General features: G+C 73.7%; 21 protein-coding genes. 10 read left to right on the plus strand and 11 right to left on the minus strand.

What is annotated here, in order from left to right; all coding sequences use genetic code 11:
* Positions 1 to 152 precede the first annotated feature (152 nt).
* The 3 genes from BJP25_RS27705 (at position 153) to BJP25_RS27715 (ending at position 3,924) form a co-directional block, all read left to right on the plus strand.
* Complete coding sequence (locus BJP25_RS27705) at positions 153 to 2,705, plus strand: ATP-dependent Clp protease ATP-binding subunit (RefSeq protein WP_075977973.1); 2,553 nt, start codon at positions 153 to 155, stop codon at positions 2,703 to 2,705.
* A gap of 107 nt (positions 2,706 to 2,812) precedes the next feature.
* Complete coding sequence (locus BJP25_RS27710; RefSeq protein ID WP_075977974.1) at positions 2,813 to 3,127, plus strand: antibiotic biosynthesis monooxygenase family protein; 315 nt, start codon at positions 2,813 to 2,815, stop codon at positions 3,125 to 3,127.
* Positions 3,128 to 3,132: 5 nt separating this feature from the next.
* Positions 3,133 to 3,924, plus strand: coding sequence for an SIR2 family NAD-dependent protein deacylase (locus BJP25_RS27715; RefSeq protein WP_075977975.1), 792 nt, complete (start codon positions 3,133 to 3,135; stop codon positions 3,922 to 3,924).
* 420 nt (positions 3,925 to 4,344) lie between these two features.
* Here the strand turns inward: BJP25_RS27715 and BJP25_RS27720 are convergent, their stop codons facing one another.
* Positions 4,345 to 5,364, minus strand: coding sequence for an endonuclease/exonuclease/phosphatase family protein (locus BJP25_RS27720; RefSeq protein ID WP_075977976.1), 1,020 nt, complete (start codon positions 5,362 to 5,364; stop codon positions 4,345 to 4,347).
* Between the two features lie 139 nt (positions 5,365 to 5,503).
* On the opposite strand from BJP25_RS27720, the gene BJP25_RS27725 reads away from it, so the two are divergent.
* Together BJP25_RS27725 and BJP25_RS27730 are read left to right on the plus strand one after the other, a co-directional pair.
* A complete protein-coding gene (locus tag BJP25_RS27725; protein ID WP_075977977.1) occupies positions 5,504 to 6,469 on the plus strand; it encodes an ATP-binding cassette domain-containing protein in 966 nt (321 codons plus the stop codon).
* Positions 6,466 to 7,263: an ABC transporter permease gene (locus tag BJP25_RS27730; RefSeq protein ID WP_075977978.1), complete on the plus strand. Its 798-nt coding sequence runs from the start codon at positions 6,466 to 6,468 to the stop codon at positions 7,261 to 7,263. The genes BJP25_RS27725 and BJP25_RS27730 overlap by 4 nt, the downstream gene beginning before the upstream one ends.
* Positions 7,264 to 7,267: 4 nt before the next feature.
* Here BJP25_RS27730 and BJP25_RS36375 read toward each other — a convergent pair whose 3' ends face one another.
* Complete coding sequence (locus tag BJP25_RS36375; protein WP_075977979.1) at positions 7,268 to 10,456, minus strand: BTAD domain-containing putative transcriptional regulator; 3,189 nt, start codon at positions 10,454 to 10,456, stop codon at positions 7,268 to 7,270.
* A gap of 23 nt (positions 10,457 to 10,479) precedes the next feature.
* Positions 10,480 to 11,928 (minus strand): M1 family metallopeptidase, encoded by a 1,449-nt coding sequence (locus BJP25_RS27740; protein ID WP_075978467.1) that lies wholly within the window; start codon positions 11,926 to 11,928, stop codon positions 10,480 to 10,482.
* 59 nt (positions 11,929 to 11,987) lie between these two features.
* Here BJP25_RS27740 and BJP25_RS27745 point away from each other — a divergent pair, with 59 nt between their 5' ends.
* Positions 11,988 to 12,740 carry an alpha/beta fold hydrolase gene (locus BJP25_RS27745; protein WP_075978468.1) on the plus strand — a complete coding sequence of 251 codons (753 nt, stop codon included), beginning with the start codon at positions 11,988 to 11,990 and terminating at the stop codon, positions 12,738 to 12,740.
* A gap of 10 nt (positions 12,741 to 12,750) precedes the next feature.
* Here the strand turns inward: BJP25_RS27745 and BJP25_RS27750 are convergent, their stop codons facing one another.
* The 4 genes from BJP25_RS27750 to BJP25_RS27765 all read right to left on the minus strand — a co-directional run bounded on the left by BJP25_RS27750 (position 12,751) and on the right by BJP25_RS27765 (position 15,925).
* Positions 12,751 to 13,248, minus strand: coding sequence for a 2'-5' RNA ligase family protein (locus BJP25_RS27750; protein ID WP_075977980.1), 498 nt, complete (start codon positions 13,246 to 13,248; stop codon positions 12,751 to 12,753).
* 52 nt (positions 13,249 to 13,300) lie between these two features.
* Positions 13,301 to 14,338, minus strand: a complete 1,038-nt coding sequence (locus tag BJP25_RS27755; protein ID WP_075977981.1) for a peptidoglycan recognition protein family protein — start codon at positions 14,336 to 14,338, stop codon at positions 13,301 to 13,303.
* Between the two features lie 162 nt (positions 14,339 to 14,500).
* The gene (locus tag BJP25_RS27760) at positions 14,501 to 15,391 is read right to left on the minus strand and encodes an HhH-GPD family protein (protein WP_075977982.1); all 891 of its coding nucleotides are present in this window, start codon (positions 15,389 to 15,391) and stop codon (positions 14,501 to 14,503) included.
* A 42-nt stretch (positions 15,392 to 15,433) separates the two neighbouring features.
* The gene (locus BJP25_RS27765) at positions 15,434 to 15,925 is read right to left on the minus strand and encodes a beta-class carbonic anhydrase (RefSeq protein WP_075978469.1); all 492 of its coding nucleotides are present in this window, start codon (positions 15,923 to 15,925) and stop codon (positions 15,434 to 15,436) included.
* A 177-nt stretch (positions 15,926 to 16,102) separates the two neighbouring features.
* Between BJP25_RS27765 and BJP25_RS27770 the strand changes: the two genes are divergently transcribed.
* Positions 16,103 to 16,771: a hypothetical protein gene (locus BJP25_RS27770; protein ID WP_075977983.1), complete on the plus strand. Its 669-nt coding sequence runs from the start codon at positions 16,103 to 16,105 to the stop codon at positions 16,769 to 16,771.
* Between the two features lie 6 nt (positions 16,772 to 16,777).
* Here the strand turns inward: BJP25_RS27770 and BJP25_RS27775 are convergent, their stop codons facing one another.
* On the minus strand, positions 16,778 to 17,878 hold the full coding sequence (locus BJP25_RS27775) for a LacI family DNA-binding transcriptional regulator (RefSeq protein ID WP_075977984.1): 1,101 nt from the start codon (positions 17,876 to 17,878) through the stop codon (positions 16,778 to 16,780).
* Between the two features lie 170 nt (positions 17,879 to 18,048).
* Here BJP25_RS27775 and BJP25_RS27780 point away from each other — a divergent pair, with 170 nt between their 5' ends.
* Genes BJP25_RS27780 through BJP25_RS27790 form a run of 3 tightly spaced genes read left to right on the plus strand, consistent with a single transcriptional unit; the run spans position 18,049 to position 20,699 of the window.
* Entirely contained in the window at positions 18,049 to 19,035 is a 987-nt protein-coding gene (locus BJP25_RS27780; RefSeq protein WP_075977985.1) for a metal ABC transporter solute-binding protein, Zn/Mn family, read from the plus strand.
* On the plus strand, positions 19,032 to 19,850 hold the full coding sequence (locus tag BJP25_RS27785; RefSeq protein ID WP_075977986.1) for a metal ABC transporter ATP-binding protein: 819 nt from the start codon (positions 19,032 to 19,034) through the stop codon (positions 19,848 to 19,850). The genes BJP25_RS27780 and BJP25_RS27785 overlap by 4 nt, the downstream gene beginning before the upstream one ends.
* A gap of 9 nt (positions 19,851 to 19,859) precedes the next feature.
* A complete protein-coding gene (locus BJP25_RS27790) occupies positions 19,860 to 20,699 on the plus strand; it encodes a metal ABC transporter permease (RefSeq protein WP_075977987.1) in 840 nt (279 codons plus the stop codon).
* 94 nt (positions 20,700 to 20,793) lie between these two features.
* Here BJP25_RS27790 and BJP25_RS27795 read toward each other — a convergent pair whose 3' ends face one another.
* The 3 genes from BJP25_RS27795 to BJP25_RS27805 form a co-directional block, all read right to left on the minus strand.
* Positions 20,794 to 22,008: a DUF445 domain-containing protein gene (locus tag BJP25_RS27795; protein WP_075977988.1), complete on the minus strand. Its 1,215-nt coding sequence runs from the start codon at positions 22,006 to 22,008 to the stop codon at positions 20,794 to 20,796.
* A gap of 165 nt (positions 22,009 to 22,173) precedes the next feature.
* Complete coding sequence (locus BJP25_RS27800) at positions 22,174 to 22,824, minus strand: hypothetical protein (protein ID WP_075977989.1); 651 nt, start codon at positions 22,822 to 22,824, stop codon at positions 22,174 to 22,176.
* A 130-nt stretch (positions 22,825 to 22,954) separates the two neighbouring features.
* Positions 22,955 to 24,388 carry an MBOAT family O-acyltransferase gene (locus tag BJP25_RS27805; RefSeq protein ID WP_075977990.1) on the minus strand — a complete coding sequence of 478 codons (1,434 nt, stop codon included), beginning with the start codon at positions 24,386 to 24,388 and terminating at the stop codon, positions 22,955 to 22,957.
* Positions 24,389 to 24,581 lie beyond the last annotated feature (193 nt).

Here is a 24,581-nt window from a genome sequence, read left to right on the forward strand (position 1 = left end):
CGCCAGGCAACGGCGCCGGGTGGCTTCGGCCGCGAGTGGCACTGAGGCCGTCGCTCGGGCCTACTACAGTGGTCCCACGGTGCTGAATCCGGCTCCCGGCCCACCCGGGAGCGCGGACAAGGGGCCGCCGGCGCAGCAGTCAGGGAGTGCGAATGTTCGAGAGGTTCACCGACCGCGCGAGGCGGGTGGTCGTCCTGGCCCAGGAAGAGGCCAGGATGCTCAACCACAACTACATCGGCACCGAGCACATCCTCCTGGGCTTGATCCACGAGGGTGAGGGTGTCGCCGCCAAGGCGCTGGAGTCGCTGGGGATCGCCCTGGAGGGCGTGCGGCAGCAGGTCGAGGAGATCATCGGCCAGGGCCAGCACGCGCCGAGCGGGCACATCCCCTTCACCCCGAGGGCCAAGAAGGTGCTGGAGCTGTCGCTGCGCGAGGCGCTGCAGCTCGGGCACAACTACATCGGCACCGAGCACATCCTGCTCGGCCTGATCCGCGAGGGCGAGGGCGTGGCCGCCCAGGTGCTGGTCAAGCTCGGCGCCGACCTCAACCGGGTCCGCCAGCAGGTCCTGCAGCTGCTGTCGGGCTACCAGGGCGGCAAGGAGTCCTCGGAGACCGGCGGCCGCAGCGAGGGCACCCCCAGCTCGTCGCTGGTCCTCGACCAGTTCGGCCGCAACCTCACCGCCTCGGCGCGCGAGGGCAAGCTGGACCCGGTCATCGGCCGGACCAAGGAGATCGAGCGGGTCATGCAGGTGCTGTCCCGCCGCACCAAGAACAACCCGGTCCTCATCGGCGAGCCCGGCGTCGGCAAGACCGCCGTCGTCGAGGGCCTGGCGCAGATGGTGGTCAAGGGCGAGGTGCCCGAGACCCTCAAGGACAAGCAGCTCTACACCCTCGACCTCGGCTCGCTGGTCGCGGGCTCGCGCTACCGCGGTGACTTCGAGGAGCGCCTGAAGAAGGTCCTCAAGGAGATCAAGACCCGCGGCGACATCATCCTGTTCATCGACGAGATCCACACCCTCGTCGGGGCGGGCGCGGCCGAGGGCGCGATCGACGCCGCCAGCATCCTCAAGCCGATGCTGGCCCGCGGTGAGCTCCAGACCATCGGCGCCACCACGCTCGACGAGTACCGCAAGTACGTCGAGAAGGACCCCGCGCTGGAGCGCCGCTTCCAGCCCATCCAGGTCGGCGAGCCGTCCCTGGAGCACACCATCGAGATCCTCAAGGGCCTGCGCGACCGGTACGAGGCGCACCACCGCGTCACGATCACCGACGCCGCCCTGGTCGCCGCCGCCACCCTGGCCGACCGGTACATCAACGACCGGTTCCTGCCGGACAAGGCGATCGACCTGATCGACGAGGCGGGCGCGCGGATGCGCATCCGCCGGATGACCGCGCCGCCGGACCTGCGCGAGTTCGACGAGAAGATCGCCGACGTGCGCCGGGAGAAGGAGAGCGCGATCGACGCGCAGGACTTCGAGCGGGCCGCGAAGCTGCGCGACAACGAGAAGCAGCTGCTGGGCCAGAAGGCCGAGCGGGAGAAGCAGTGGAAGGACGGCGACCTCGACGTCGTCGCCGAGGTCGACGACGAGCAGATCGCGGAGGTGCTGGCCAACTGGACCGGCATCCCCGTCTTCAAGCTCACCGAGGAGGAGACCACCCGCCTCCTGCGCATGGAGGACGAGCTGCACAAGCGGATCATCGGCCAGGAGGACGCCGTCAAGGCCGTCTCCCAGGCGATCCGCCGCACCCGCGCGGGCCTCAAGGACCCCAAGCGCCCGTCCGGGTCGTTCATCTTCGCCGGCCCCTCGGGCGTCGGCAAGACCGAGCTGTCCAAGGCGCTCGCGGCCTTCCTCTTCGGTGAGGACGACGCGCTCATCCAGATCGACATGGGCGAGTTCCACGACCGCTACACCGCCTCGCGGCTGTTCGGCGCGCCCCCCGGGTACGTCGGCTACGAGGAGGGCGGCCAGCTCACCGAGAAGGTGCGGCGCAAGCCGTTCTCGGTGGTGCTGTTCGACGAGATCGAGAAGGCGCACCAGGAGATCTACAACACCCTCCTGCAGGTGCTCGAGGACGGCCGCCTCACCGACGGCCAGGGCCGCACGGTCGACTTCAAGAACACCGTGCTGATCTTCACCTCCAACCTGGGCACCCAGGACATCTCCAAGGCCGTGGGCCTCGGGTTCACCTCCGGCAACGACCAGGGGTCGAACTACGAGCGGATGAAGAACAAGGTCAACGACGAGCTCAAGAAGCACTTCCGGCCCGAGTTCCTCAACCGCATCGACGACATCATCGTGTTCCACCAGCTGACCGAGCCGCAGATCATCCAGATGGTCGACCTGATGATCGGCCGGGTCGAGACCCAGCTGAAGAACAAGGACATGGCGATCGAGCTGACCGAGCGGGCCAAGCTGCTGCTGGCCAAGCGCGGGTTCGACCCGGTGCTGGGCGCGCGGCCGCTGCGCCGCACGATCCAGCGCGAGATCGAGGACCAGCTGTCGGAGAAGATCCTGTTCGGCGAGATCCAGGCCGGCCAGATCGTCATCGCCGACGTCGAGGGCTGGGACGGCGAGGAGGCCAACGCCGACAAGGCGAAGTTCGTCTTCCGCGGCGAGCCCAAGCCCAGCTCGGTGCCCGACTCCCCGCCGGTGGAGCTGTCCGCCCCGTCCGCGCCCGAGGGCGAGGACGGCGCCGAAGGCTGATCGCCGGGCGCACGACCACCGGAAGGCGGTTCCCCCTCGGGGGAGCCGCCTTCCGGCGTGTCCGGCGGCACCCGCCGGTCCCGGCCGCGATCACCTAACCTGGACCCATGGCAGTCGTGAAGATCAACGCGATCGAGGTCCCCGACGGCGCGGGCCCGGAGCTGGAGCGGCGCTTCGCCGCCCGGCTGGGCGCGGTCGACAACGAGCCCGGCTTCCTCGGCTTCGAGCTCCTGCGCCCGGTGGCCGGGGAGACCCGCTACTTCGTGCTCACCCGCTGGGAGAGCGACGAGCACTTCCAGGCCTGGATGTCCGGCTCGGCCAAGGCCGCGCACGCGGGCGAGCGCGCCCGCCCGGTCGGCACCGGCTCCTCGGTCCTGGAGTTCGAGGTCGTCCAGAGCTCCACCCCCAAGCCCACCCCGTAGCCCCGGTGGACGACGCGCTCCAGCGCGCCGCCGCCCTCCTCCGCGGGGCCGACGCCGTCCTGGTCGCCGCGGGCGCCGGGATGGGCGTCGACTCCGGCCTGCCCGACTTCCGCGGCACCGAGGGCTTCTGGCGCGCCTACCCGCCCTACGCCCGCCTCGGCCTCGCCTTCGAGGAACTGGCCGACCCCGTCCACTTCGCCTCGGACCCGGAGCTGGCCTGGGGCTTCTACGGCCACCGCCTCCACCTCTACCGCGCCACCACCCCCCACGAGGGCTTCGACGTCCTGCGCGGGTGGGGCGCGCGCGTGTTCACCTCGAACGTGGACGGCCAGTTCCAGCGGGCGGGCTTTACGGGCGTCGCCGAGGTGCACGGCAGCATCCACCACCTCCAGTGCGTCCTGCCCTGCCGCCAGGAGGTGTGGGTGAACGACGCTGAGGTCGAGGTGGACCCGGAGACCATGCGCGCGGTGGGGGAGCTGCCCGCGTGCCCGCACTGCGGTGGTCTGGCCCGGCCGAACATCCTGATGTTCGGGGACGGGGACTGGGTGCCGTCCCGCTCCCAGGGACAACTCGACGCGCTGACCGACTGGCGGCGGTCTGCGGGGCGGTTGGTGGTCGTGGAGGTGGGGGCGGGGAAGGCCGTGCCCACGGTGCGGCGGTACGCGGAATTGGCCAGTGCTGCTTCTGGGGGGTTGATCCGGGTCAACGTGCGGGAGGCTGAGGTGCGGCACGGGCGGGGGGTGTCGCTGGCCATGCCCGCGTTGGAGGCACTGCGGGCGTTGGACGCTGTGGTGTGAGGTTTGGCTGGTGCATGTGTCGCCTCGCCTTCGGCTTCGGCGGATGGAAAGGCGCGGGATTTTCTTTGCTGGCTCGATGTGGTGGTTGTGCTTGACCGGGGCCCCTGCGGCGATCATGTGCTCGGGGTGGGGAAAAGGTGAGGCCTGCGGCCCCACCCCCCGCCGTGGGTAGCACATGATCGCCTTCCCCGGACAAGCACAACCACCACATCGAGCACCCCCGTAGCCGGGCCGGCGGTTGTGTGGGTGGGCGCGCTGCTTCGCACTGTCAGGCAAGCGTTACGAGGTGCTCTTGTGGCCCCAGCTTTTCCCGCTCTCTCAGCTCATGATCGCCGTAGGGGCCCCGCCCAAACAGGTCCACCGCATCGAGCCCGCCCCTGAAATCCCGCGCTCTCCTGCTCGCGAAAGCACCCGGCGGGATCAACGAGGCAGGACCAGCTCCGTGAACACCGCGTTGTGGTCGCTGCCCGCGATCTCGTAGACGGCAGTCATCTGCGCCCCGATGCGGCGGTCGTAGAGGACATGGTCGAGCCCGACCGGCAACCCGAGGGGCGGCTGGGACCAGGTCGGCCGGAGGGCCTCGCCGGTCGCCTCGGCGGCGTCGGTGTAGCCGCGGTCCAAGAGGCGGGTGAGGGAGCCGTGGTCGAGGGTGGCGTTGAAGTCGCCCGCGAGGACGCGGGGGCGGGTGCGGGCGTCGGGGCTGGGGAGGGCGGCCAGTTCGCGCTGCCACTGGGCGCGGTCGGACTCGGAGCCGACCGGGGGGACGGTGTGCACGGACATGACCTCGATGTCCTGGTTGCCGGAGAGGTCGGCGACGGCGGCGGGCATCTCGAAGGTGGTGGGCTGGTCGTTGAGGACGATCTGGCGGAGCGGGACCTTGGCCAGGATGCCGCCGCCCGCGCCGCCGGGCTTGAGGCGCAGGACGCGGTTGGGCAGCAGGTCGGCGATGCCCTCGCGGTCGAGGGCGGCGATGGCGGCCGGGGTCAGCTCCTGCAGGGTGAGGATGTCGACCTTGGCGTCGCGGACCAGGCGGTAGAAGGCGGGGAGGTCGGCCAGGCCGAGGCGCAGGTTGGCGGTCATCACGCGCACGTGCTGGCCGTCGGGCAGGGCCTGGCCGTCGGGCAGGACGCGGGGGGTGAGCACCACGCCGATCGACGCGGTGAGCAGCAGGGCCACGAACGACCACATCCGCCTGCCCACGAGCAGGGCGAACAGGACCACCACCACCCCGGCGGCGCCCGCGTACGGGGTCAGGGCGACCGCGGCGACGGTGAAGCGGTTGCCGTCCCACCCGCTCAGCCGCAGGACGACGAAGCCGAGCAGGAGCAGCACCAGCAGGGCCACCAGGACCGTCACCCAGCGCCTGCGCCTGCGGCGGGGTGGTTCCTGGTGCTCCTCCCAGTAGCCGGTCTCCAGCGGAGCCGGTGGTCGCACGGCCATGCACCCAGGATGCCTGACGCGCGGCGCTGCCAGGGTCCGGCGGCGGCCGCTGTCACCGAGAGGAGACCTGACAGCGCGCTGTGCCCGCGCTGACAGCGGCGGCGGGCACGCTGGTGGCATCCACGAGAAGGGGGAAACCATGAACTCCGAGCTGGCCGTCGAGGCCGAGGGGTTGGTGAAGCGCTTCGGCGCCACCACCGCGCTCGACGGGGTCGACCTGGCCGTGCCCAGGGGGAAGGTGCTGGGGGTGCTCGGGCCCAACGGCGCGGGCAAGACCACCGCGGTGCGGGTGCTGGCCACGCTGCTGCGCGCCGACGCGGGCACCGCCAGGGTCGGCGGGCACGACGTGGTCACCGAGGCCAACGCCGTGCGCGGGCTGATCGGGCTGACCGGTCAGTACGCCTCGATCGACGAGGACCTCTCCGGCACCGAGAACCTGGTGCTCATCGGCAGGCTGCTGGGCATGGCCAAGGCCCAGGCCAAGGCGCGCGCGGCGGACCTGCTGGACCGCTTCGAGCTCACCGACGCGGCCGCGCGGGCGGTGAAGACCTACTCCGGGGGCATGCGCCGCCGCGCCGACCTGGCCGCCAGCCTGGTCGGCCGCCCGGAGGTCCTCTACCTCGACGAGCCCACCACCGGCCTCGACCCGCACAGCCGCAACGAGGTGTGGTCGACGGTGCGGTCGCTGGTCGCCGACGGGGTCACGGTGCTGCTGACCACGCAGTACCTGGAGGAGGCCGACCAGCTGGCCGACCTGATCACCGTCATCGACCACGGCAAGGTCATCGCGGGCGGCACGCCCAACGAGCTCAAGCGGCGCACCGGCAGCCAGACGCTCCAGGTGCGGCCCACCGTGGCCGCCGACCTGCCCGCCGTCGCGGCCATCCTGCGCGACCTCACCGGCGCCGACCCGGTCACCGACACCGAGGGCGGCCTGCTGAGCACCCCGGTCGACGACCCGGTGCTGCTCTCGGCGGTGGTGCGCCGCCTGGACGAGGCGGGCATCACCGCCGACGAGCTCGCCCTGCGCCTGCCCAGCCTGGACGAGGTCTTCCTGACCCTGACCGGGCGCACCGACCGAGTCCACGAGGGGAGCCCGGCATGACCGCCGCCGTCGCACCGGCCCGCACCGTCACCCCGGCCCAGGCCCTGCGCCACGGGCTCGCGCTGGCGGGCCGCTCGCTGACCAAGACCCGCAAGAACCCGGCGTCGCTGCTGGACGTGACGCTCCAGCCGATCATCTTCCTGCTGCTGTTCGTCTACCTGTTCGGCGGCGCGATCGCGGGCAGCACCGACCAGTACCTCCAGCTGCTGCTGCCGGGGCTGATGGTGCAGAACATCGCCTTCGCCAGCCTGGGCACCGGGATGGCGCTCAACACCGACATCACCAACGGCGTGTTCGACCGGTTCCGGGCCATGCCGATCGCCCGCTCGGCGCCGCTGGTCGGCGCGGTGCTCGGCGACGTGGTGCGGTTCGTGGTGACCCTGGGCGTGCTGGTCGTGTTCGCGGTGGTGCTCGGCTTCCGGGTGCAGACCGACCCGGTGCGCTTCCTCATCGCCGTCGCGCTGATGGTGCTGTTCGGGCTTTGCCTGTGCTGGGTGTCGGTGTTGGTGGGCATGCTGGTCAAGAGCCCGCAGGCGGTGCCGGGCACCATGGTGGCGTTCATCCTGCCGCTCACCTTCGGCAGCAACGTGTTCGTGCCCGCGGCCACCATGCCGGGCTGGTTGCAGGCGTGGGTGAACATCAACCCGGTGACGCTGCTGGCCGACGCCGCGCGCGGGCTGCTGCTCGGCGGGGAGTGGGCGGGCGACGCGTTCTGGGCGTTCGTCTGGGCCGTCGCCATCGCGGCGGTGTTCTTCCCGCTGGCGCTGCGCGCCTACAAGCGCAGGATGAGCTGAGTCCTCAGTGGACGCCGGCGTGGGCCGCGACCGCGGCGTGCAGGGCGGGCAGCGCCTCCGCCCGGTCCGCGGCCGCGGCCCGCGCCAGCACCGCGCCCGCGTCGTCGAGCGCGGCGGCCAACTCGGCCCGCAGCAGCACCAGGTCGGGGTTGCCCAGGTCCTGCCCGCCGCGCAGGGCCGCGGCCGTGCCCAGCAGCTCGGCCGCGCCCACCGCGTCGCCGCCCGCCCAGCGTGCCTGCGCGGCCACCTCCGCGATCCCCGCGACCACCGGCATGTCCGGGCCGCGGGAGGTCTCGCCCAGCGCCGCGCGCAGCAGGTCCCAGGCCGCGGGCAGGTCGCCGCGGGCGATGGCCAGGTCCGCCCCGCACACCGCGTGCAGCGCGCCCAGGTGCGGTGAGCGCCTGCCCAGGCCCGCGAACTGGGCGGTGGCGGCGGCGTGCTCGGCCACCGCGTCGTCGAGCCTGCCCAGGCGTCGCAGCAGCGTGGCCAGCCAGCAACGCACCAGCACGCCCAGGTCGTTGGTGGGCCGCTCGACCAGCATCGCCAGCGCGGCGCGGAAGTCGGCCTCGGCGCCCGCGCCGTCCCCGGCCCGGCCGCGCTGCTCGCCCAGCCTGGCCAGCATCCCCGGGGTGTCCTCGGGGGAGCCGAAGTCGGCCACCAGCCGCATGGCCCGCTCGTTCGCCGCGATCGCCGCGGCGTGGTCGCCCGCCAGCGAGCGGCGCTCGGCGATGTGGCCGATGGCCATCGCCTGCCCCCACCGGTCCCCGACCTCGCGGAAGCGCGCCAGGGCCGCCTGCGCCGCGGTCTCGGCGCCCGCCATGTCGCCCTCGTTCTCCAGCAGGAACGCCAGCGCCAGCTGCGCCATCGCCCGCGCCCACGGGTCCGGGTGGTCGGCCACCGCGGCGATGTCGGCGTGCGCCTGCTCGGCGAACCCGCCGAAGGCGGCGAGCATCGGCCCGAGCATGGCCAGCATCGGGTACACCAGCACCGCCTCCGCCGCGCGCAGCTCGGCGTGGGTGGCCAGGATCGCCTCCCGGTCGGGCAGCCCGCCCACGTCGTCGAAGGTGCGCATGGCCCGCAGGGTGGCCCTGGTCGCCGGGGACATCCGGTCGGCGAGCGGGGCGACCACCCTGGTCATCGCCATGGCCTCCTGGTGCTGGCCGCTGACCAGCCAGAACCAGGCCGCGCGCAGGGCCAGCGCCCCGGCCGACTCGGCGTCGCCGTCCTCGGCGGCGGTGCGCGTGGCGGCCAGCAGGCTGTCCTGCTCGGCGGCCATCCGCCGCATCCACAGCAGCTGGTCGTGCCCGCGCAGGCCGGGGTCGGCCACCACGAGGAACTCCAGCACCGCCCGGGTGAACGCGGCCCTGGTCCTGGCCACCTCGGCCGGGCCCTGCTCGGCCAGCCGCTCGGCGGCGTAGGCGCGCACGGTCTCCAGCACCCGGTGGCGCACCAGGCCGTCGCGGCCGGTGGCCACCTGCACCAGCGACTTCTCCACCAGCGAGGCCAGCACGTAGACCACGTCCGCGGCGGGCAGCAGGTCGTCGTCGGCGGCCACGACCACCACGGCGGTCTCGGCGGCGGGCGCGGGGAACACCGACAGCCTGGCCAGCAGCAGCCGCTCGGGCTTGTCCAGCAGGTCCCAGCTCCACTCCACCACCGCGCGCAGCGTGCGGTGCCGGGGCAGCGAGGTGCGGCTGCCCCCGGTGAGCAGCCGGAACCGGTCGTCGAGCCGGTCGCTGACCTGGCGCAGGGTCATCGACCGCAGCCGGGCCGCGGCCAGCTCCAGCGCCAGCGGCAGCCCGTCGAGGCCGCGGCAGATCCGCGCGACCTCGGCGGCGTGCTCGGCCGCGGCGAACCCGGGCGAGGCCGCGGCGGCCCGGTCGGCGAACAGCCGCACCGCGTCGGCCGCCAGGACCTCCTCGGTGCCCGCCTGCTCGTCGGGCAGCCCCAGCGGGCCGACGCCGAACACCACCTCGCCGGTGATGGCCAGCGGTTCGCGGCTGGTGGCCAGCACCGTCAGCCGGGGGCAGCGGGACAGCACCGCGTCGGCCAGCTCAGCGGCCGCCTCCACCAGGTGCTCGCAGTTGTCCAGCACCAGCAGCCCCGGCTGGGCCGACAGCGACTCCACGGCCCGGTCGAGCGGCTCCGCCTGCCGGGCCGCCGCCTGCCCGGCGGGGGTGTCCACCAGGGGCGCGTCGCGGGCGCCCACCGCGCTGAGCACCGCGCCCGCCACGTCCACCGGGTCGCGCACCGGGGCCAGCTCGGCCACCCACGTCGGGCCGCCCGCGGCGGCGGCCACCTCCCGCGCCAGCCGGGTCTTGCCCGCCCCGCCCGGCCCCACCAGGGTCACCAGGCGCGCCGAGCCGAGCAGGGCGCGCACCTCCGCCAGCTCGGCCTGCCTGCCGATGAAGCTGGTCAGCGCCGGGGAGGCGGCGCGGGCCGCGGCCGGGGCGAGGTCGCCGCGCAGCACGGACAGGTGCAGCTCGCGCAGCTCGGCGGAGGGCTCCACGCCCAGCTCCTCGGCCAGCGCCCGGCGCACCCGGTCGACCTCGGCCAGCGCCTCGGCCTGCCGCCCGGACAGCGCCAGCGCCCGCACCAGCACCCCGGCGGCGCGCTCGCGCAGCGGGTGCTCGGCCACCAGCTCGCGCAGCCCGGCGACGGCGTCGGCGTGCCCGCCCAGGTCCACCACGGCGGCCAGCCGGTCCTCCGCGGCCGAGGCGCGCAGCTCGGCCAGCCGGGCCGCGGCGGCGTGGGCGAACGGCGCGTCGCCCAACCCGGCCAGCGCCGGGCCCCGCCACAGCCCCAGCGCCTCGTCCAGGCACGCCACCGCCTCGGCCGGGCGCCCCTCGCGCGCGGCCCGGCGGCCCGCGGCGGCCAGCCGCTCGAACCGGTGCGCGTCGACGTCGTCGGGGGCCACCGCGAGCCGGTAGCCGGTGGCGCTGGACTCCAGCGCGCCCTCGGCGGCCGGGCGCAGCGCGCGGCGCAGCCGGGACACCAGCGACTGGAGGGCGCCGGTGGCGTCGACGGGCGGCCGCTCGCCCCACAGCGCGTCGATGAGCGCGGCGGGCGCCACCACCCGGCCCGCGTCCAGCGCCAAGCGGGCGAGCAGCACCCGCAACCGGGTCCCGCCCGGCTCGACCTCCGCGCCGCCCGCGCCGGTGACGCGCAGCGGGCCCAGGATGGCGACCTGCACCCGTCCAGCTTCCCAGGTCGCGGTTACCGCAGCGTGCCGGGGAACAGGTCGTCGCCTGCCGGCTTGGCCGCGGCGCGGAACCAGGACGCCAGGAACGGCTCCAGGCCGGGCACCCCGGACACCTCGACGGCCATCCGCTCGAACTCCGGCCACGAGGCGTTGCCGTCGCGGTGGGTGCTGAACCACCGCTTGAGCAGCGCGTCGAACTTGTCGTCGCCGATCTTGCGGCGCAGGGCGTGCACCGCGAGCGGGCCCTTGTCGTAGACGGCGGTGAACTCGTTGCCCGCGCCCATGTCGTAGAGCTTGCGGTTCCAGAACCGGCTGTTGCCGCCCACCTCGTCCACGGTGTCGCGGAAGCGCTCGTCGAGGTCGGTGCCGGTGTGCTCGTCCCACAGCCAGGAGGCGTAGGAGGCCAGGCACTCGTTGAGGCAGATGTCGGCCCAGCTCTGCACGGACACGCTGTCGCCGTACCACTGGTGGGCCTGCTCGTGCACGATCGTGTCGAGGTCGGCCCACTTGGCGTAGATCGGCCTGCCCTGGGTCTCCAGGGAGAAGCGGATGTTCTCGTTGAGGAAGATCCCGCCCGCCGAGGTCTGCGGGTACGGGCCGAACTTGGTGGCGAGGAACGCCAGCACCTCCGGCACCCGCGACTCGTCGGCCCTCTTGCCCTCCACGCCGGGGGCGTAGGCGTCCACGACCGGTGTGCCGTCGGGCAGCTGCGAGCGCACGAACGTCCACTTGTCGATGGCGACGGTGGTCACGTAGGGCGCGACCCTGCCCTTCTCCACCCAGCGGAACGTCGTCCACCCGCCGTCCTCGCGCGACGGTTCCTCGACGCCGTTGGACACCACGGACCAGCCGTTGGGCACCTTCGCGTCGACGCTGAAGGTGGCCTTGTCGCGCGGGTGGTCGTTGACCGGGTACCAGGTCGAGGCCGAGTGCGGCTCGCCCGCCACGTACGCCCCGCCCGAGCGCGACACCTGCCAGCCGTTCTCACCGAGGCCGCCCTCGTCGGTGGTGGGCGTGCCCGAGTAGACGACGCGGGTCTTGAACGTCGCACCCGCGGCGACGGGGGGCTTCGGGGTGATCACCAGCTCGTGCTCGCCGTCGCGGGCGAACTGCGCGTCCTGGCCGTCCACCTGCACCGCGCGCACGTCGAACCCGGAGAGGTCGAGGTTGAACCGGGACAGGTCCTGGGTGGCCTTGGCCGTGACGGTCGTGTCGCCGTCGAGGTGCTTCCCGGCGGGGTCGTAGGTGATGCCGACGGCGTAGTCCAGCGCGTCGTACCCGCCGTTGCCGTCCTCGGGGTAGTAGGCGTCGCCGATGCCCCCGGCCCCGGCCCCGGCTTGCTGCGCCCGGGGGGTGGTGGTGGACGCGGAGGACGGCGCCTCGGGGGCGGGCGGGGCGTTGGTGCACCCGGCGAGCGCCACGGCGGCCAGCAGCGTCGCGGTGGTCCGGAACGGGGGTGCCATGGCGCCCATCATGACCGCCCACCCGTGTGCTCCGAGTGGCGTCGGGCAAACTCGCCCGCGTGGACCTCGTCGAGTTCGGCGGCACCGGCACCCCGCTGCTGCTCCAGCACGCGCTGATGGGCCGCGCCGCGACCTGGTGGTCCTGCGCCCCCTGGCTGACCCGCCACGGCCGGGTCCTGGGCTACGACGCCCGCGCCCACGGCCGCAACCCCCACCGCGGCCCGCAGCGCACCGAGGACTTCGTGGCCGACCTGGTGGGCGTGCTCGAAGGCTTGGGCGAACCGGCCGTGCTGGTGGGCCACTCGATGGGCGCCCTGCACTCCCTCGTCGCCGCCGCCCGCCGCCCCGACCTCGTCCGCGCCGTCGTCACCGAGGACGTCGGGGTCGACCTGCGCGGTCGCACCGCCGACTCCTGGCGGGCGCTGTTCGCGCGGTGGCCGGTCCCGTTCCCGTCGCTGTCGCACGTCCGGGACTTCTTCGGCCCCGCGGGCGACTACTTCGCCGAGTGCGTCGAGGAGCGCGACGGCGGCTACCGCCTCATCGCGGACCTGGAGGACCTGTTCGCCACCGCCGAGGAGTGGGGCACCCGCGACTTCTGGTCCGACGTCGAGGCGGTCCGCTGCCCCCTGCTCGTCCTGGAGGCCGAGCACTCCGTCATGCCGCCGGGCCAGCAGGCCGAGGTCGCCCGCCGCTGCGCGGGCGAGGCCACCCACCTCGTCGTCCCCGGCAGCGGCCACCTCATCCACGACTCCGCCCCGGACACCTACCGCGGCGCCGTCGAGGCCTTCCTCTCCGACGTCCTCGCCCGCTGACCCGGCCTGCTCAGCGGGTGTAGAGGACGTCCTCGGGGCCCGCGCTGTCGATCACCGACACCTTGTGGACGCGGCAGCGGATCGGGTCGACCGGGAACAGGGCGCCGAAGGCGCGGACGACGTGGTCGTCGGGGGCGCCCGAGAGGAGGGCGACGTGGGGGACCCAGTTGCCCGGCAGGTAGTAGGTGTTGGGGTTGCGGACCTTGCCCGCCAGCACGTCGTGCAGCGCGGTGTGGACGGCGAGGAGCTCGCCGTCGGTGACCGCGCCGAGCATGAGGACGTTCTCGGTGGTGGCGAAGGTGGCGAGGGAGGACAGCCACACCGCGGGCAGGGAGAGCAGGCGCAGCTCGGCCGCGAGGGCAGCGCGGGTCCTGGTGGGGATCTCCGAGGCGGCGGCGAAGGTCAGGTGCGGGGGCAGGGGGTGCTCGGCGGCGCCGGTGCGGGCGCGCAGGGCGCGGAGGGCGGCGTCGGCGGCGGGGTCGAAGGTCGCGACGACGGCCTGGGGCATGCGCGGAGTGTGCCAGGCCCGGCCCCGGGTGCGGGGCCGGGCCCGGCGCGGGTCAGTCCTTGAGGAGGGCGCGCCAGTCCTGCGTCTCCAGCCTGGTCAGCGCCCTGGCCCGGGGGCGGGTGCCGACCAGCAGGCGGGCCGCGGCGGCGGCCTCGCTGGTGCCGGACAGCTCGACCGGGCGGACCAGCGACGGCCAGGCGCCCGCGCCGACGAAGCCGCGCTCGTCGGCGACCCGGCTGGCGTAGCAGGGCTCGTAGGGCAGGTCCGCGGTGTCGTGGAAGCGGCGCATGGCGGCGGTGGTCCGCTCCCCGAAGACGCCGTCGACGGGCAGGTCGCGGGTGCCGTTCTCGCGCAGCAGGTGCTGGGCGACGCGCACCCGGTCGCCGGTGTCGCCGGGCTTGAGCAGCGGCCAGGACTCCGGGTGCACGACCTCGCGGCCCAGCACCCCGCCGACGGCCGAGCGCAGCTCCGGCAGGCGGCCGTAGAGCACGCCGCCGGGGCACTCGGTGCTGTTGAAGTCGCGGTGGCCGCGGATCTGCGAGGGGGCGATGCCGTACTGCGACGCGATGTAGGCGACCAGGTTCACCAGCGAGTTCCACAGCGCGCCGGGGACGTCGACGCTGGTGTAGAGGCCTTCGTTCTCGATGCCGATGACCTCGCTGTTGTGGTTGCCCACGTTGGCGCCGAGCACGTGCTGCCCGCCGTTGATCAGCACCTCCAGGCTGCGGTGGCGGCCCTCGGTGACGTGCCCGCCGCGGCTGTTGGTCAGCTGCTGGCCCGAGTCGATCCAGCCGTTGCTGTCCATGTGGTAGTTCTGGATCGACCGCGACAGCGAGTAGGCGTGCGCCAGCGACGTGTCGCTGGAGTTCGGGCCCGCGGTGTGGTGCACCACGATGTAGGTGGGCGTGCGGGCCAGCACCTCGATGGCCTCGCTCGGCGGGCGCGCGCCCCAGGTGTCGCACGAGGCGATGGTGGGGGCGGCGGCGCTGGCGGTGGCGGCGCGGGCGGTGGCGGTGAACACCGGCAGGGTGACCCCCGCAGCGCCGACCGCGATGCTGGTGCGTAACAGGTCTCGCCTGGTCAAGGCCATCGCGATCTCCCTCGACTGCGGGGCCGCGGCGGCCCCAGATCGGTGACGTGGCGTGGCCGACCGTAGTTCGGGGCACCGCTGGATGGCAATGGTTCGCCAACCATCGAGCTAATGCGTGGAACGATTTCAGGGGTGACCCCTGCCCGGTTCCCCCACACCGGGTCACCCGCGCGGGGACACCGCGCCGTGCTCGCCGGGCAGCGCGAAGCGGCCGTCGGGGGTCTGCTCGACCAGGCCGTCCACCAGCAGGGAGTCCAGGCACCGGTCGCGCTGGCCCGCGTCGGACCACACCCGGTCCAGCCGCGCCTTGGTGGCGGGCTCGTCGGTGTCCCGCAGCACGTCCAGCAGCAGGCCCCGGACCTGGCGGTCGGTGCCGGCGAACTTCTGCACGGCCTTCGCCGGGCCCGCGTAGGCGGGGCGGCCGTTGCGCTGCCAGGCGCAGCCGTCGAACACCGGGCAGTCGGCGCACCGGGGCCCGCGCGCCACGCACACCACCGCGCCCAGCTCCATCAGCGCCGCCGAGGCCTTGGCGGCGGCGGCCGCGTCCTCGGGCAGCAGGGCCGCCACGTCGGCCATGTCCTTGGTGGTGGAGGGCGGACCCGCGTCCCCGGCGCCGTGCACCGCGCGGGCCACCACCCGGCGCACGTTGGTGTCCACGACGGGGCAGCGCTGCCCGTAGGCGAAGGCGGCCACGGCGCGGGCGGTGTAGGCGCCGACGCCGGGCAGGCCGAGCAGGGTGTCGACGTCGGCGGGCACCACGTCGCCGTGGTCGTCGGCGATGGCCGAGGCGGCCGCGTGCAGGCGCAGCGCGCGGCGCGGGTAGCCCAGCTTGCCCCAGGCGCGCAGCACCTCGCCCTGGGTGGCCGCGGCCAGGTCGGAGGGCTTGGGCCAGCGGGCCATCCACTCCTGCCAGATCGGCGCGACCCTGGCCACCGGGGTCTGCTGGAGCATCACCTCGCTGACCAGCACCCCCCAGCCGGTCGTCCCGGCGGCGCGCCAGGGCAGGTCTCGGGCGGTCTCGTCGAACCAGTCGAGCAGGGCGGGGACGTCCACCGGGGCAGTCTAGGAAGCCCCGGTGGACGCCGCGCGCGGGTCCTACTCGACCTCGGTGATCTTCGCCGTCTGCACGTCGTAGACGAAGCCGCGCACCTTGTCGGTGTGCGGGATGAACGGGCTGCGCCGTACCCGCTCGACCGACTCGCGCACCGACTGCTCGACGTCGGTGAACGCCTCGACCGCCCACGGCGGGCGCAGGCCGGTCTCGGCGGCCACCTCGGCGCGGAACTCGTCGTCGGTGAACGTGGCCAGGCCGCAGCGGGTGTGCTGCATGACGATGACCTCGCGGGTCTGGAGCTTGCGCTGCGAGATGGAGATCGACCGGATCACGTCGTCGGTCACGATGCCCCCGGCGTTGCGCATGATGTGCGACTCGCCGTGGGTCAGGCCGAAGACGTCGAACACCTTGATCCGGGCGTCCATGCAGGTCACCACCGCCACGTGCAGGCTGGGCACGGGGGTCGGCAGCTCCGGGGCCCCCAGGTCGGGCCCGTCGGCGTGGCGCTGCAGGAGGTCGTCGATCGCGGTCACGGCCACCCTTTCCGTTTGGTCCACAGTGTTCGTTTCCATGCAACCGGTCCGTGGCGCGCGCGACAAGGTGCTTTCGGTCAACATCACTCATGGTGCATGTGTCCCGCACCGATAGCCCCTGATCGGGTGTCCTGTCGCTACCCTGTTCGGCCGCGGGCCGGGGTTACCGTCCTGCGGGTGATCGATCCCGCCGCACCCCTGCCGAAGTCGGTGTACGTGCGCCGCCGGGCGGTCGCGGTGGTCGCCGCAGCCGCGGGCGTCGTCGGCCTGGTCTGGCTCATCGCGCTGGTCATCGGCGAGGGCGACCCCGAGGTCGCGCCCGCCGCGGGCGCCCCGCGCACCACGACGACCGCGCCCACCACCGCCGCCCCCGACCCGAGCACCGCCGCCCCCGGCGCCGACCCGCCGCCGTCGGGTGCCGCGCCCGCCCCGGCGCCGCCGCCGGACCCGGGGGCGCCGTGCGCCGACCCGGCGGTGGCCGTGACGGCCGAGCTGGGCGCGCCGGGCTACCGGGTCGGCCAGCGGCCGGTGCTGCGGCTGGTGGTCACCAACGGCGGGCAGGTGCCGTGCACCCGCGACGTCGGCCGGGCGCTGCGCGAGCTGGTCGTGGTCGGCGCCGACGGCGCGCGGCTGTGGTCGAACAACGACTGCGCGCGCGCCGAGGGCGCCCAGCCGCAGGTGTTCCAGCCGGGGGAGCGGCAGGTGTTCGAGGTGGTGTGGGCCGGGCGGACCTCCGCGCCGGGCTGCCCGCAGGACCGCGTGACCGTGCCCGCGGGGGCCTACCGGCTGGTGCCGCGGCTGGGCGGGCTGGTGGGCGCGCCGGTGCCGTTCGAGCTCACGGCCTGAGCGGTGTCACGGGCCGAACCAGCGCTCCTCGGTGGTGCGCGGGGTCGACGCCGTGGTGCCCTGGACGAGCTCGGTGTCGAGGGTGACCTCCCGGGGCCGGGTCGGGTCCGGGGTGCCCAGCAGCAGCCGACCGGCGGCCCTGCCCTTCTCCAGGACGGGCTGGCGCACGGTGGTCAGCCCGATCCGCTCCCCCTCGGGGATGCCGTCGAAGCCGGTGACGGTGAGGTCCTGCGGCACCCGCAGCCCGCGCCTGCGGGCCTCGGTGATCGCGCCGAGGGCCAGGATGTCGGAGGTGGCGATGATCGCGGTCAGCCCGGGGTCGGAGTCCAGCAGCTGCCCGGCGGCCGAGGCGCCGCTGGCGGTGGTGTGGTCGAAGCGCTCCACGACCGGGATGCGGGCCCACTCGACCCCGGCCGGGCCGAAGGCGTCGGCGATGCCCGCCAGCCGGGCCCGCTGCACGTGGAAGTGCGCCGCCTCCTGCCGGTCGACCGCGGCGAAGCCGTCGTTGCGGTCGCGCGCCAGGCGCATGCAGACCACCCCGACCCTGCGGTGGCCCAGGGTGATCAGGTGCTGGGCGAGGCGGGTGATGGCGGCCCGGTCGTCGATGCCGACCCGGTCGACGCCGTCGACGATCGGCTGGTCGGCGACCACGGTGGGCACCGGCCGCGACAGCACGGCGGCCAGGTGCGGGTCGTCGTCGGGCACCGAGTAGACGACGAAGCCGTCGACGCCCGCGCGGTGCACCGCGGCCACGTCCTCGCGCTCGGGGTTGACCGGCACCAGGTGCAGGCCCTGGCCCGCGCCCTCGCAGGCCAGCGCCAGGCCCTCCAGGAAGCCCAGGGCGGCAGGGTCGCGGAAGGCGTAGGACAGGTTCTCGGTCAGCAGCAGCCCGACCGCGCCCGCTTTGCGGGTGCGCAGTGACCGGGCCACCGGGTCCGGGCCCGGGTAGCCCAGGCGGCGCGCGGTGTCCAGGACGCGGCGGCGCAGCTCCGGTGAGAGCTGGTCTGGGCGGTTGTAGGCGTTGGACACCGTGGTCCTGGACACCCCGAGCTCGGCCGCGAGCGATGCGAGGGTCGCCGGGCGTCGAACGTGCATTGACCGCGCCATGGACTGACCGTAACGGTTCAGAACCGCCGGCAGAAGCCCGGTTACCGCCCGGTCGCAGGTGGGGTGTCACCCGGTCGGCGGACACGGCGCGCGGGGTCTGCCGTAGTCTGAAACCGACAACCGTTTCCATTATCGCGATCTTGTGCCGCAACTGCCCTGGGAGAAGCCCGATGAGACGCCCGTCCCCCCGCTCCGCGACCACCGCGCTCGGTCTCGCCGCCGTCACCCTCGCCTCGGTCACGGCGTGTGGTGGCTCACAGGGCTCCGCGGCCGCGGATGGCCCGGTCGTGGTCGTCGCCTCCACGAACGTGTGGGCTTCGGTCGCCCAGGCGGTCGGCGGCGACGCGATCACCGTGAACGCCCTGCTGAGCGACCCGGGGGCGGACCCGCACGGCTACGAGGCCAAGCCCGCCGACGCCACGAAGTTCACCGACGCCAAGGTCGTGATCTCCAACGGCGGCGGTTACGACGACTTCGTCGACGGGCTGGCCGACAACGCCAAGGACGCCCGCCGCATCGTGGCCTTCGACCTCTCCGGCAAGGGCGGGGACCACGACCACGGCGAGTCGGCCGCCGCGAGCAGCGGCGAGGCCGGGCACGCCGAGGACGGGCACGGCCACGACCACGCCGTCAACGAGCACGTCTGGTACGACTTCGCCACCGTCGGCAAGGTGGCCGACGAGCTGGCCACCGACCTCGGTGAGCTGGTGCCCGCCCGCAAGGACGAGTTCGCAACGAAGGCCGCCACCTTCCGCGACGGCCTCACCCAGCTCACCACCAAGGCCGAGGCCATCGGCAAGGCCAAGCCCGGCGCGAAGGTGCTCGCCACCGAGCCCGTCGCCGGGTACCTGCTGGAGACCGCGGGCCTCACCGACGCCACCCCGGAGGAGTTCTCCGAGGCCATCGAGGAGGAGACCGACCCGCCCGCGGCCGCCGTCGCGGAGGTCAACACCCTGGTGGGGTCCAAGCAGGTCGCGGCGGTCGTCTACAACGGCCAGACTGAGACGCCGGTCACCAAGCAGCTCAAGGAGAAGGCCGCGGCGGCGGGCGTGCCGGTCGTCGCGGTGACCGAGACGCTGCCCGAGGGCGCCACCGGCTACCTTGACTGGATGACCAAGCAGGTCGACTCCCTCGCGGGAGCAGTCTCCGGAACGTGAGCCCGATCGTGACCACCGCACCCGTCGTCTCCCTCTCCGGCGCCCGCCTCGCCTACGGCGAGCGGGTGCTGTGGGACGGGCTCGACCTCGACGTCGCCCCCGGCGAGTTCGTCGCCGTGCTCGGCCCCAACGGGTCGGGCAAGACCAGCCTCATGCGCGTGCTGCTCGGGCTGCGCGCGCTCTCGGCCGGGCGGGTGAGCGTCGCGGGCGCCGCGCCCGGCCGGGCCAACCGGCGCATCGGCTACATCCCGCAGCAGCGGGCGCTGGAGCCGACCCTGGCCCTGCGCGGCCGCGACCTGGTCGGCCTGGGCTGGGACGGGCACCGGTGGGGCCTGGGGCTGCGCGGGGTCCGCGAGCGCGGGCGCCGGGTGGCCGAGGCGGTCGCCGCGGTGGGCGCGGAGGGCTTCGCCGACCGCCCGGTCGGCCTGCTCTCCGGTGGGGAGCAGCAGCGGCTGCGGGTCGCCCAAGCGCTGGTGGGCGACCCGGCCGTGCTGCTGTGCGACGAGCCGCTGCTCTCCCTCGACCTGGCCCACCAGCGGGCGGTCAGCGACCTGATCGACGCCCGGCGGCGCTCGGCGGGCACGGCGGTGCTGTTCGTCACCCACGAGATCAACCCCGTGCTGCACCTGGTCGACCGCGTCCTGTACCTGGTGGACGGCCGGTTCCGGATCGGCCCGCCCGCCGAGGTGATGACCTCGCGCACGCTCACCGAGCTGTACCGCACCGACGTGGAGGTGGTCCGCGTGCGCGACCAGATCCACGTCGTCGGGGCGCACGGCGAGGTCTGCGAGGACTCCCACCTGGCCGAGCACTGAGGACTTGAGGTGTCCGACTTCTTCGACCCCGAGCTGACCCTGCGGCTGCTCTCGCTGGACTTCGTGCTCAGCGCCCTGCTGGTGGCCGCCGTGCTGGGCCTGCTGGCGGGGGTCCTGGGCCCGCTGATCGTCAGCCGCAACATGGCCTTCTCCGTGCACGGCACCTCGGAGCTGGCGCTGACCGGCGGCGCCGCGGCGCTGCTGCTGGGCTGGGACGTGGGCAACGGCGCGCTGGCGGGCGCGGTCGTCGCCGCGCTCGTGCTGGGCCTGCTCACCCGCCGCAGCACCGAGTACGACTCGGTCATCGGCGTGGTCCTGGCGTTCGGCCTGGGCCTGGGCGTGCTCATGCTCTGGCTGTACAAGGGCCGCGCGGCCAACAAGTTCGGCCTGCTCACCGGGCAGATCGTCGGCCAGGACTTCGCCAGCATGGCCCTGCTCACCGGTGCCGCGGTGGTGGTGCTGGTCGTGCTCGCCCTGGTCTACCGCCCGCTGCTGTTCGCCTCGGTCGACCCCGACGTGGCCAGGGCCCGCGGCGTGCCGACGACGGCGCTGGCGGTCCTCTTCGCCGTCCTGGTCGGCGTCGCGACGGCCCTGGGCGTGCGCACGGTCGGGTCGCTGCTGGTGCTGGCCCTGATGGTGACCCCCGCGGCGGCCGCCGCCCGCGTGACCGCGAGCCCGCTGCGCGCCACGCTGCTGGCCGTGCTGTTCGCGGAGCTGTCGGCGGTCGGCGGGATCATCCTGTCCCTGGCCCCCGGCGCCCCGGTCAGCGCCTTCGTCACGGCGATCTCGTTCCTGATCTACATCGTCTGCTGGCTCGTCGGCAAGGCCCGCCGCACGGCGCTCGCCTGAGCCCTGTTCCACGGCCCCGCCACCCACCCCGCGCGTCCCCGCCCGGCACGAGCTGACGCCCCCTGGTGAACCACGCCCCAGCGGGCCGGGCCGGTCAGAACTGGCCGAGGAGCAGGAGCACCTGGAGCTCCCCGACCAGGGCGCCGATCACCGCGCCCACGGCGATCAGCTTCCACTCGTCCTGGCGGAAGGCCGGGCGCAGCAGGCCCTCGTACTCCACGCGCGTGAGCTGGTTCATCTTCGCCGCGATGGTGTTGCCGATGTCCAGCGCCTCCCGGGCGTAGGGCTCGGCGGCGAGCGCGGTCGACTCCAGCTGGGCCATCGCCCGGTCCGCGGCGGCCTCGCGGATGCGCGCGAACCGCTCGGGGCCCACCGCGACCGCCACCAGCGGTCCGGCCACCCTGGCCTGCTCGGCGACGGACTGCTCCACCAGCTGCCGGATGCCGTGCAGCAGCTTGTCCGACCGGGGCCCGCGCAGCACCCCCTCGACGATGTTCGGCACCGTCATCACCTCGCGGGCGATCAGGTCCCCGTACTGCCTGGCCACCTCCACCCGCCGCCGCTGGAAGACGCCCTGGAAGCCGAACCGGGGTGTGCGCGGGAAGAACACCAGCTTGATCGCCAGCCAGTCGGTGAACCACCCGATCAGCGCCCCGAACACCGGCAGCACCCACGCCTGGTGGGTCAGCGCCCACACCGCGGTCTGCACCAGGCCCAGGGTGAACCCGAAGTAGATGCCGCACCGGGCGATGAAGGCCATCTCCGGCCGGGAGATGTCGCGCACCAGCCGCACCAGCAGCGCCTTGTCCCGCTCCAGCGCCGCCACCGCGACGGCCTGGACGTCGAGCACCTCCCCGATGTCGGCGCGCACCCGGGCCAGCACCGCGCGCACCAGCTCCGGCGTCCCCGCCTGCACCTGCTTGACCACCAGGTCCCTGGCCAGCGGGGGCAACCGCGCCCACAGCTGCGGGTGCTCGGCGGCCACCACCTCCCTGGCGATGCGGTCCACCGCCACCAGCATCGGCCCCTGGACCTCGCGCACCACCCGCTCGGGGTCCAGCCGCGCGACGATCTCCGCCGGGTCCACCAGCTTGCCCGTGATCAGCTCCGCCGAGACCCGGATCATCCGCGCCGAGTGCCGCGGCACCACGCCCTGCCAGCCCAGCCAGGGGTCCCACAGCCCGACGAACCGCAGCGGCCGGAACATCATCTCGATCGCGACCCGCTTGGTGACGTACCCGATCACCGCGGCGATGAACGGCATCGCCGCGTACACCACCCAGTGCTGGGAGAACCCGTCGGAGAACATCTGCAACCGGGCCCCTTCGCTCAACTGGCGGCCAGGCTAGTGCAGGTGGGGCGCGGCGGCGAGCGGCGGCGTGCCCGTCGTGGCCTGCTGCTCCGGAGGGCTGCGCGTTGCGGGCAAAGGGAAAGGGGGTAGCGGTGGCCTTCGCCGCTACCCCCTCCCGCGCGGTCAGGCGTCGCAGGCGGTGGGGTCGACGACGAGCTGGGAGTTGTCGCCCTTGACCCCGAAGATCGGGATCTGGTTGGTGGGGGTGATGGTCCCGCCGGCGCTGGTGTAGCTGGCGAGCGCGCCGATGAAGTCGGGGTTGGCGGAGTCGTCCTGGGCGATGGCGAACAGGATGGTGAAGGTGCGGCCCGCGAAGAAGTCGTCCTTGCACGTGTAGCCCGCGCGGGCGGTGGTGCCGCCGCCCTCGAAGAAGCGCAGTTCGTTGCCGTCCGGGGTCTTCAGCAGGCGCAGGCCGTCGGGGCCGAGGTCGACCAGCTCCAGGGTGTCGGTGTCCGGGCCGACGGACTCGGTGACGACGAGCTCGGCCTTGCGGTCCTTGTTCACGTCCACCGCGCGCGGCGCCACCACGCCGCCGTCCGGGGTGGACAGCGGGATGACCAGCTCGTAGGTCTGGCCGCCCACCACCGCGGTGATCTTCTGCTCGGTGCCCTCGGACTGGGCGGCGACGCTCACCTGGTCGGCGGTGCCGTCGCCGTTGAGGTCGGCCTGCACGTCCGCGGCCGGTGCGGCGAGGGCGGGGGTAGCGGCCAGGGCCAGCGCGCCCGCGGTGGCGGTGGTCAGCGCGGCCGCGCGGGTGGTGGACAGCAGACTCACGGTGGACTCTCCCTCCGCGCGGACGCCCGTGTCCGCGCTGTCACCGGTTCACCGGTTCAGGTTGGTGAAGGGAACATAACCACCAGTCGTGGCGTCCGGTAGGGCGTGACCGAAGTCACGACCAGGGGTGTTAGAACTGGTAGTAAAGGAAGGGGCTGAAGGTGCCCGACGCGACAAGAACCGCTGCCCAGAGCAGTCCGGGCACCATCACCGCCACCCGCAGCGCCTGCGCCGCCCGGCCGCGAGAGGACTCCAGCAGCGGGCCGGTCACCGGGCCCGGCGGCAGCAGGAAGACCACCGCGGCGAGCAGCAGGGTCACCAGCACCTGGTGGGTCACGGCGATGTCGACCTGGTCGGTGAGGCCGGTGAAGTCCGGCAGCAGCATGTGCCCGACCATCAGCAGCGCCTGCCCGAGGTCGGCGGCGCGGAAGAGCACCCAGCCGACGACCACCAGCAGCATCGTCAGCACCCGCCTGCCCAGCCGCCGCCACGGGTCCGCGGGCGTGCGCTCCAGGCCGAACCCGCGCTCGACCACCAGCAGGGCGCCGTGGAAGACCCCCCACACCAGGAACGTCCAGTTGGCGCCGTGCCAGAACCCGGTGAGCACGAACACGATGCCCAGGTTGCGGTAGGTGCGGGCGGCGCCGTGCCGGTTGCCGCCGAGCGGGATGTAGACGTAGTCGCGGAACCACCGCGACAGCGACATGTGCCAGCGCCGCCAGAACTCGGTGATCGTGACCGAGGAGTAGGGCCGGGCGAAGTTCTCCGGCAGCCGGAAGCCGAGCATGCGCCCGAGGCCGATGGCCATGTCGGAGTAGCCGGAGAAGTCGAAGTACAGCTGCAGGGTGTAGGCGATCGCGCCGAGCCAGGCCACCGCGAAGGTCATCTTGTCGCCGGGGGTGGCGAAGCACTGCTCCACCAGCGGGCTCAGCGAGTCGGCGATGATCACCTTCTTGCAGAGGCCCAGTGCGAAGCGGGGGAAGCCGGAGGAGATGTCGTCGAGCCGGTGGGTGCGCTGCTGGGGCAGCTGGTCCGCGATCTCCCTGTACCGCACGATCGGGCCCGCCACCAGCTGCGGGAACATCGCGATGTAGGCGATGAACGACACCGGGTCGCGGCTGGCGGGCCGCTCGCCCCGGTACACGTCCACCACGTAGGAGATGTGGTGGAAGGTGTAGAAGGAGATGCCGATCGGCAGCAGCAGGTGCACCACCGGGAAGTCGCCGCCGAGGATCCGCGCGAAGCCCGCCAGCTGCTCGGTGGCGAACCCCGCGTACTTCCACACCACCAGCACCAGCACGTCGAACCCGACGACCCCGATGAGCAGGGTGCGCCTGCGCGAGCGGGAGGTGTCCCACTCGTCGGGCTCCAGCCACAGCCCGGCGACGTAGTTGACGGCCATGCAGGTGAGCAGCAGCAGCGTGGTCGAGCCCGCGCCCGCCGCGTAGAAGAACAGGCTGGCCACCGCGATGATGGCGTTGCGCCAGTGCCTGGGGCACACCAGGACCGCGACCAGCACGATCGGCGTGAAGTACCACAGGAACAACGGACTGGCGAACGACATCCCTGCCCCCTCGGCGGCCAGACGGCCCCCAGACCCTAACCGTCCTGGTCCGTCCGGGTACCGCCCCCGCCACGAACTCGCCCGACCCGACGACCTCGTGCCCGCACGCCCCACCCCCGCGCGGACGCGGGTAGGGAGTCCGCCGGACGTTCACCGCTGAGGCGGCGTCAGCTCATCCGTCGTTGTACCCGGT

It is taken from the genome of Actinokineospora bangkokensis, from assembly GCF_001940455.1.
GTDB lineage: Bacteria > Actinomycetota > Actinomycetes > Mycobacteriales > Pseudonocardiaceae > Actinokineospora > Actinokineospora bangkokensis.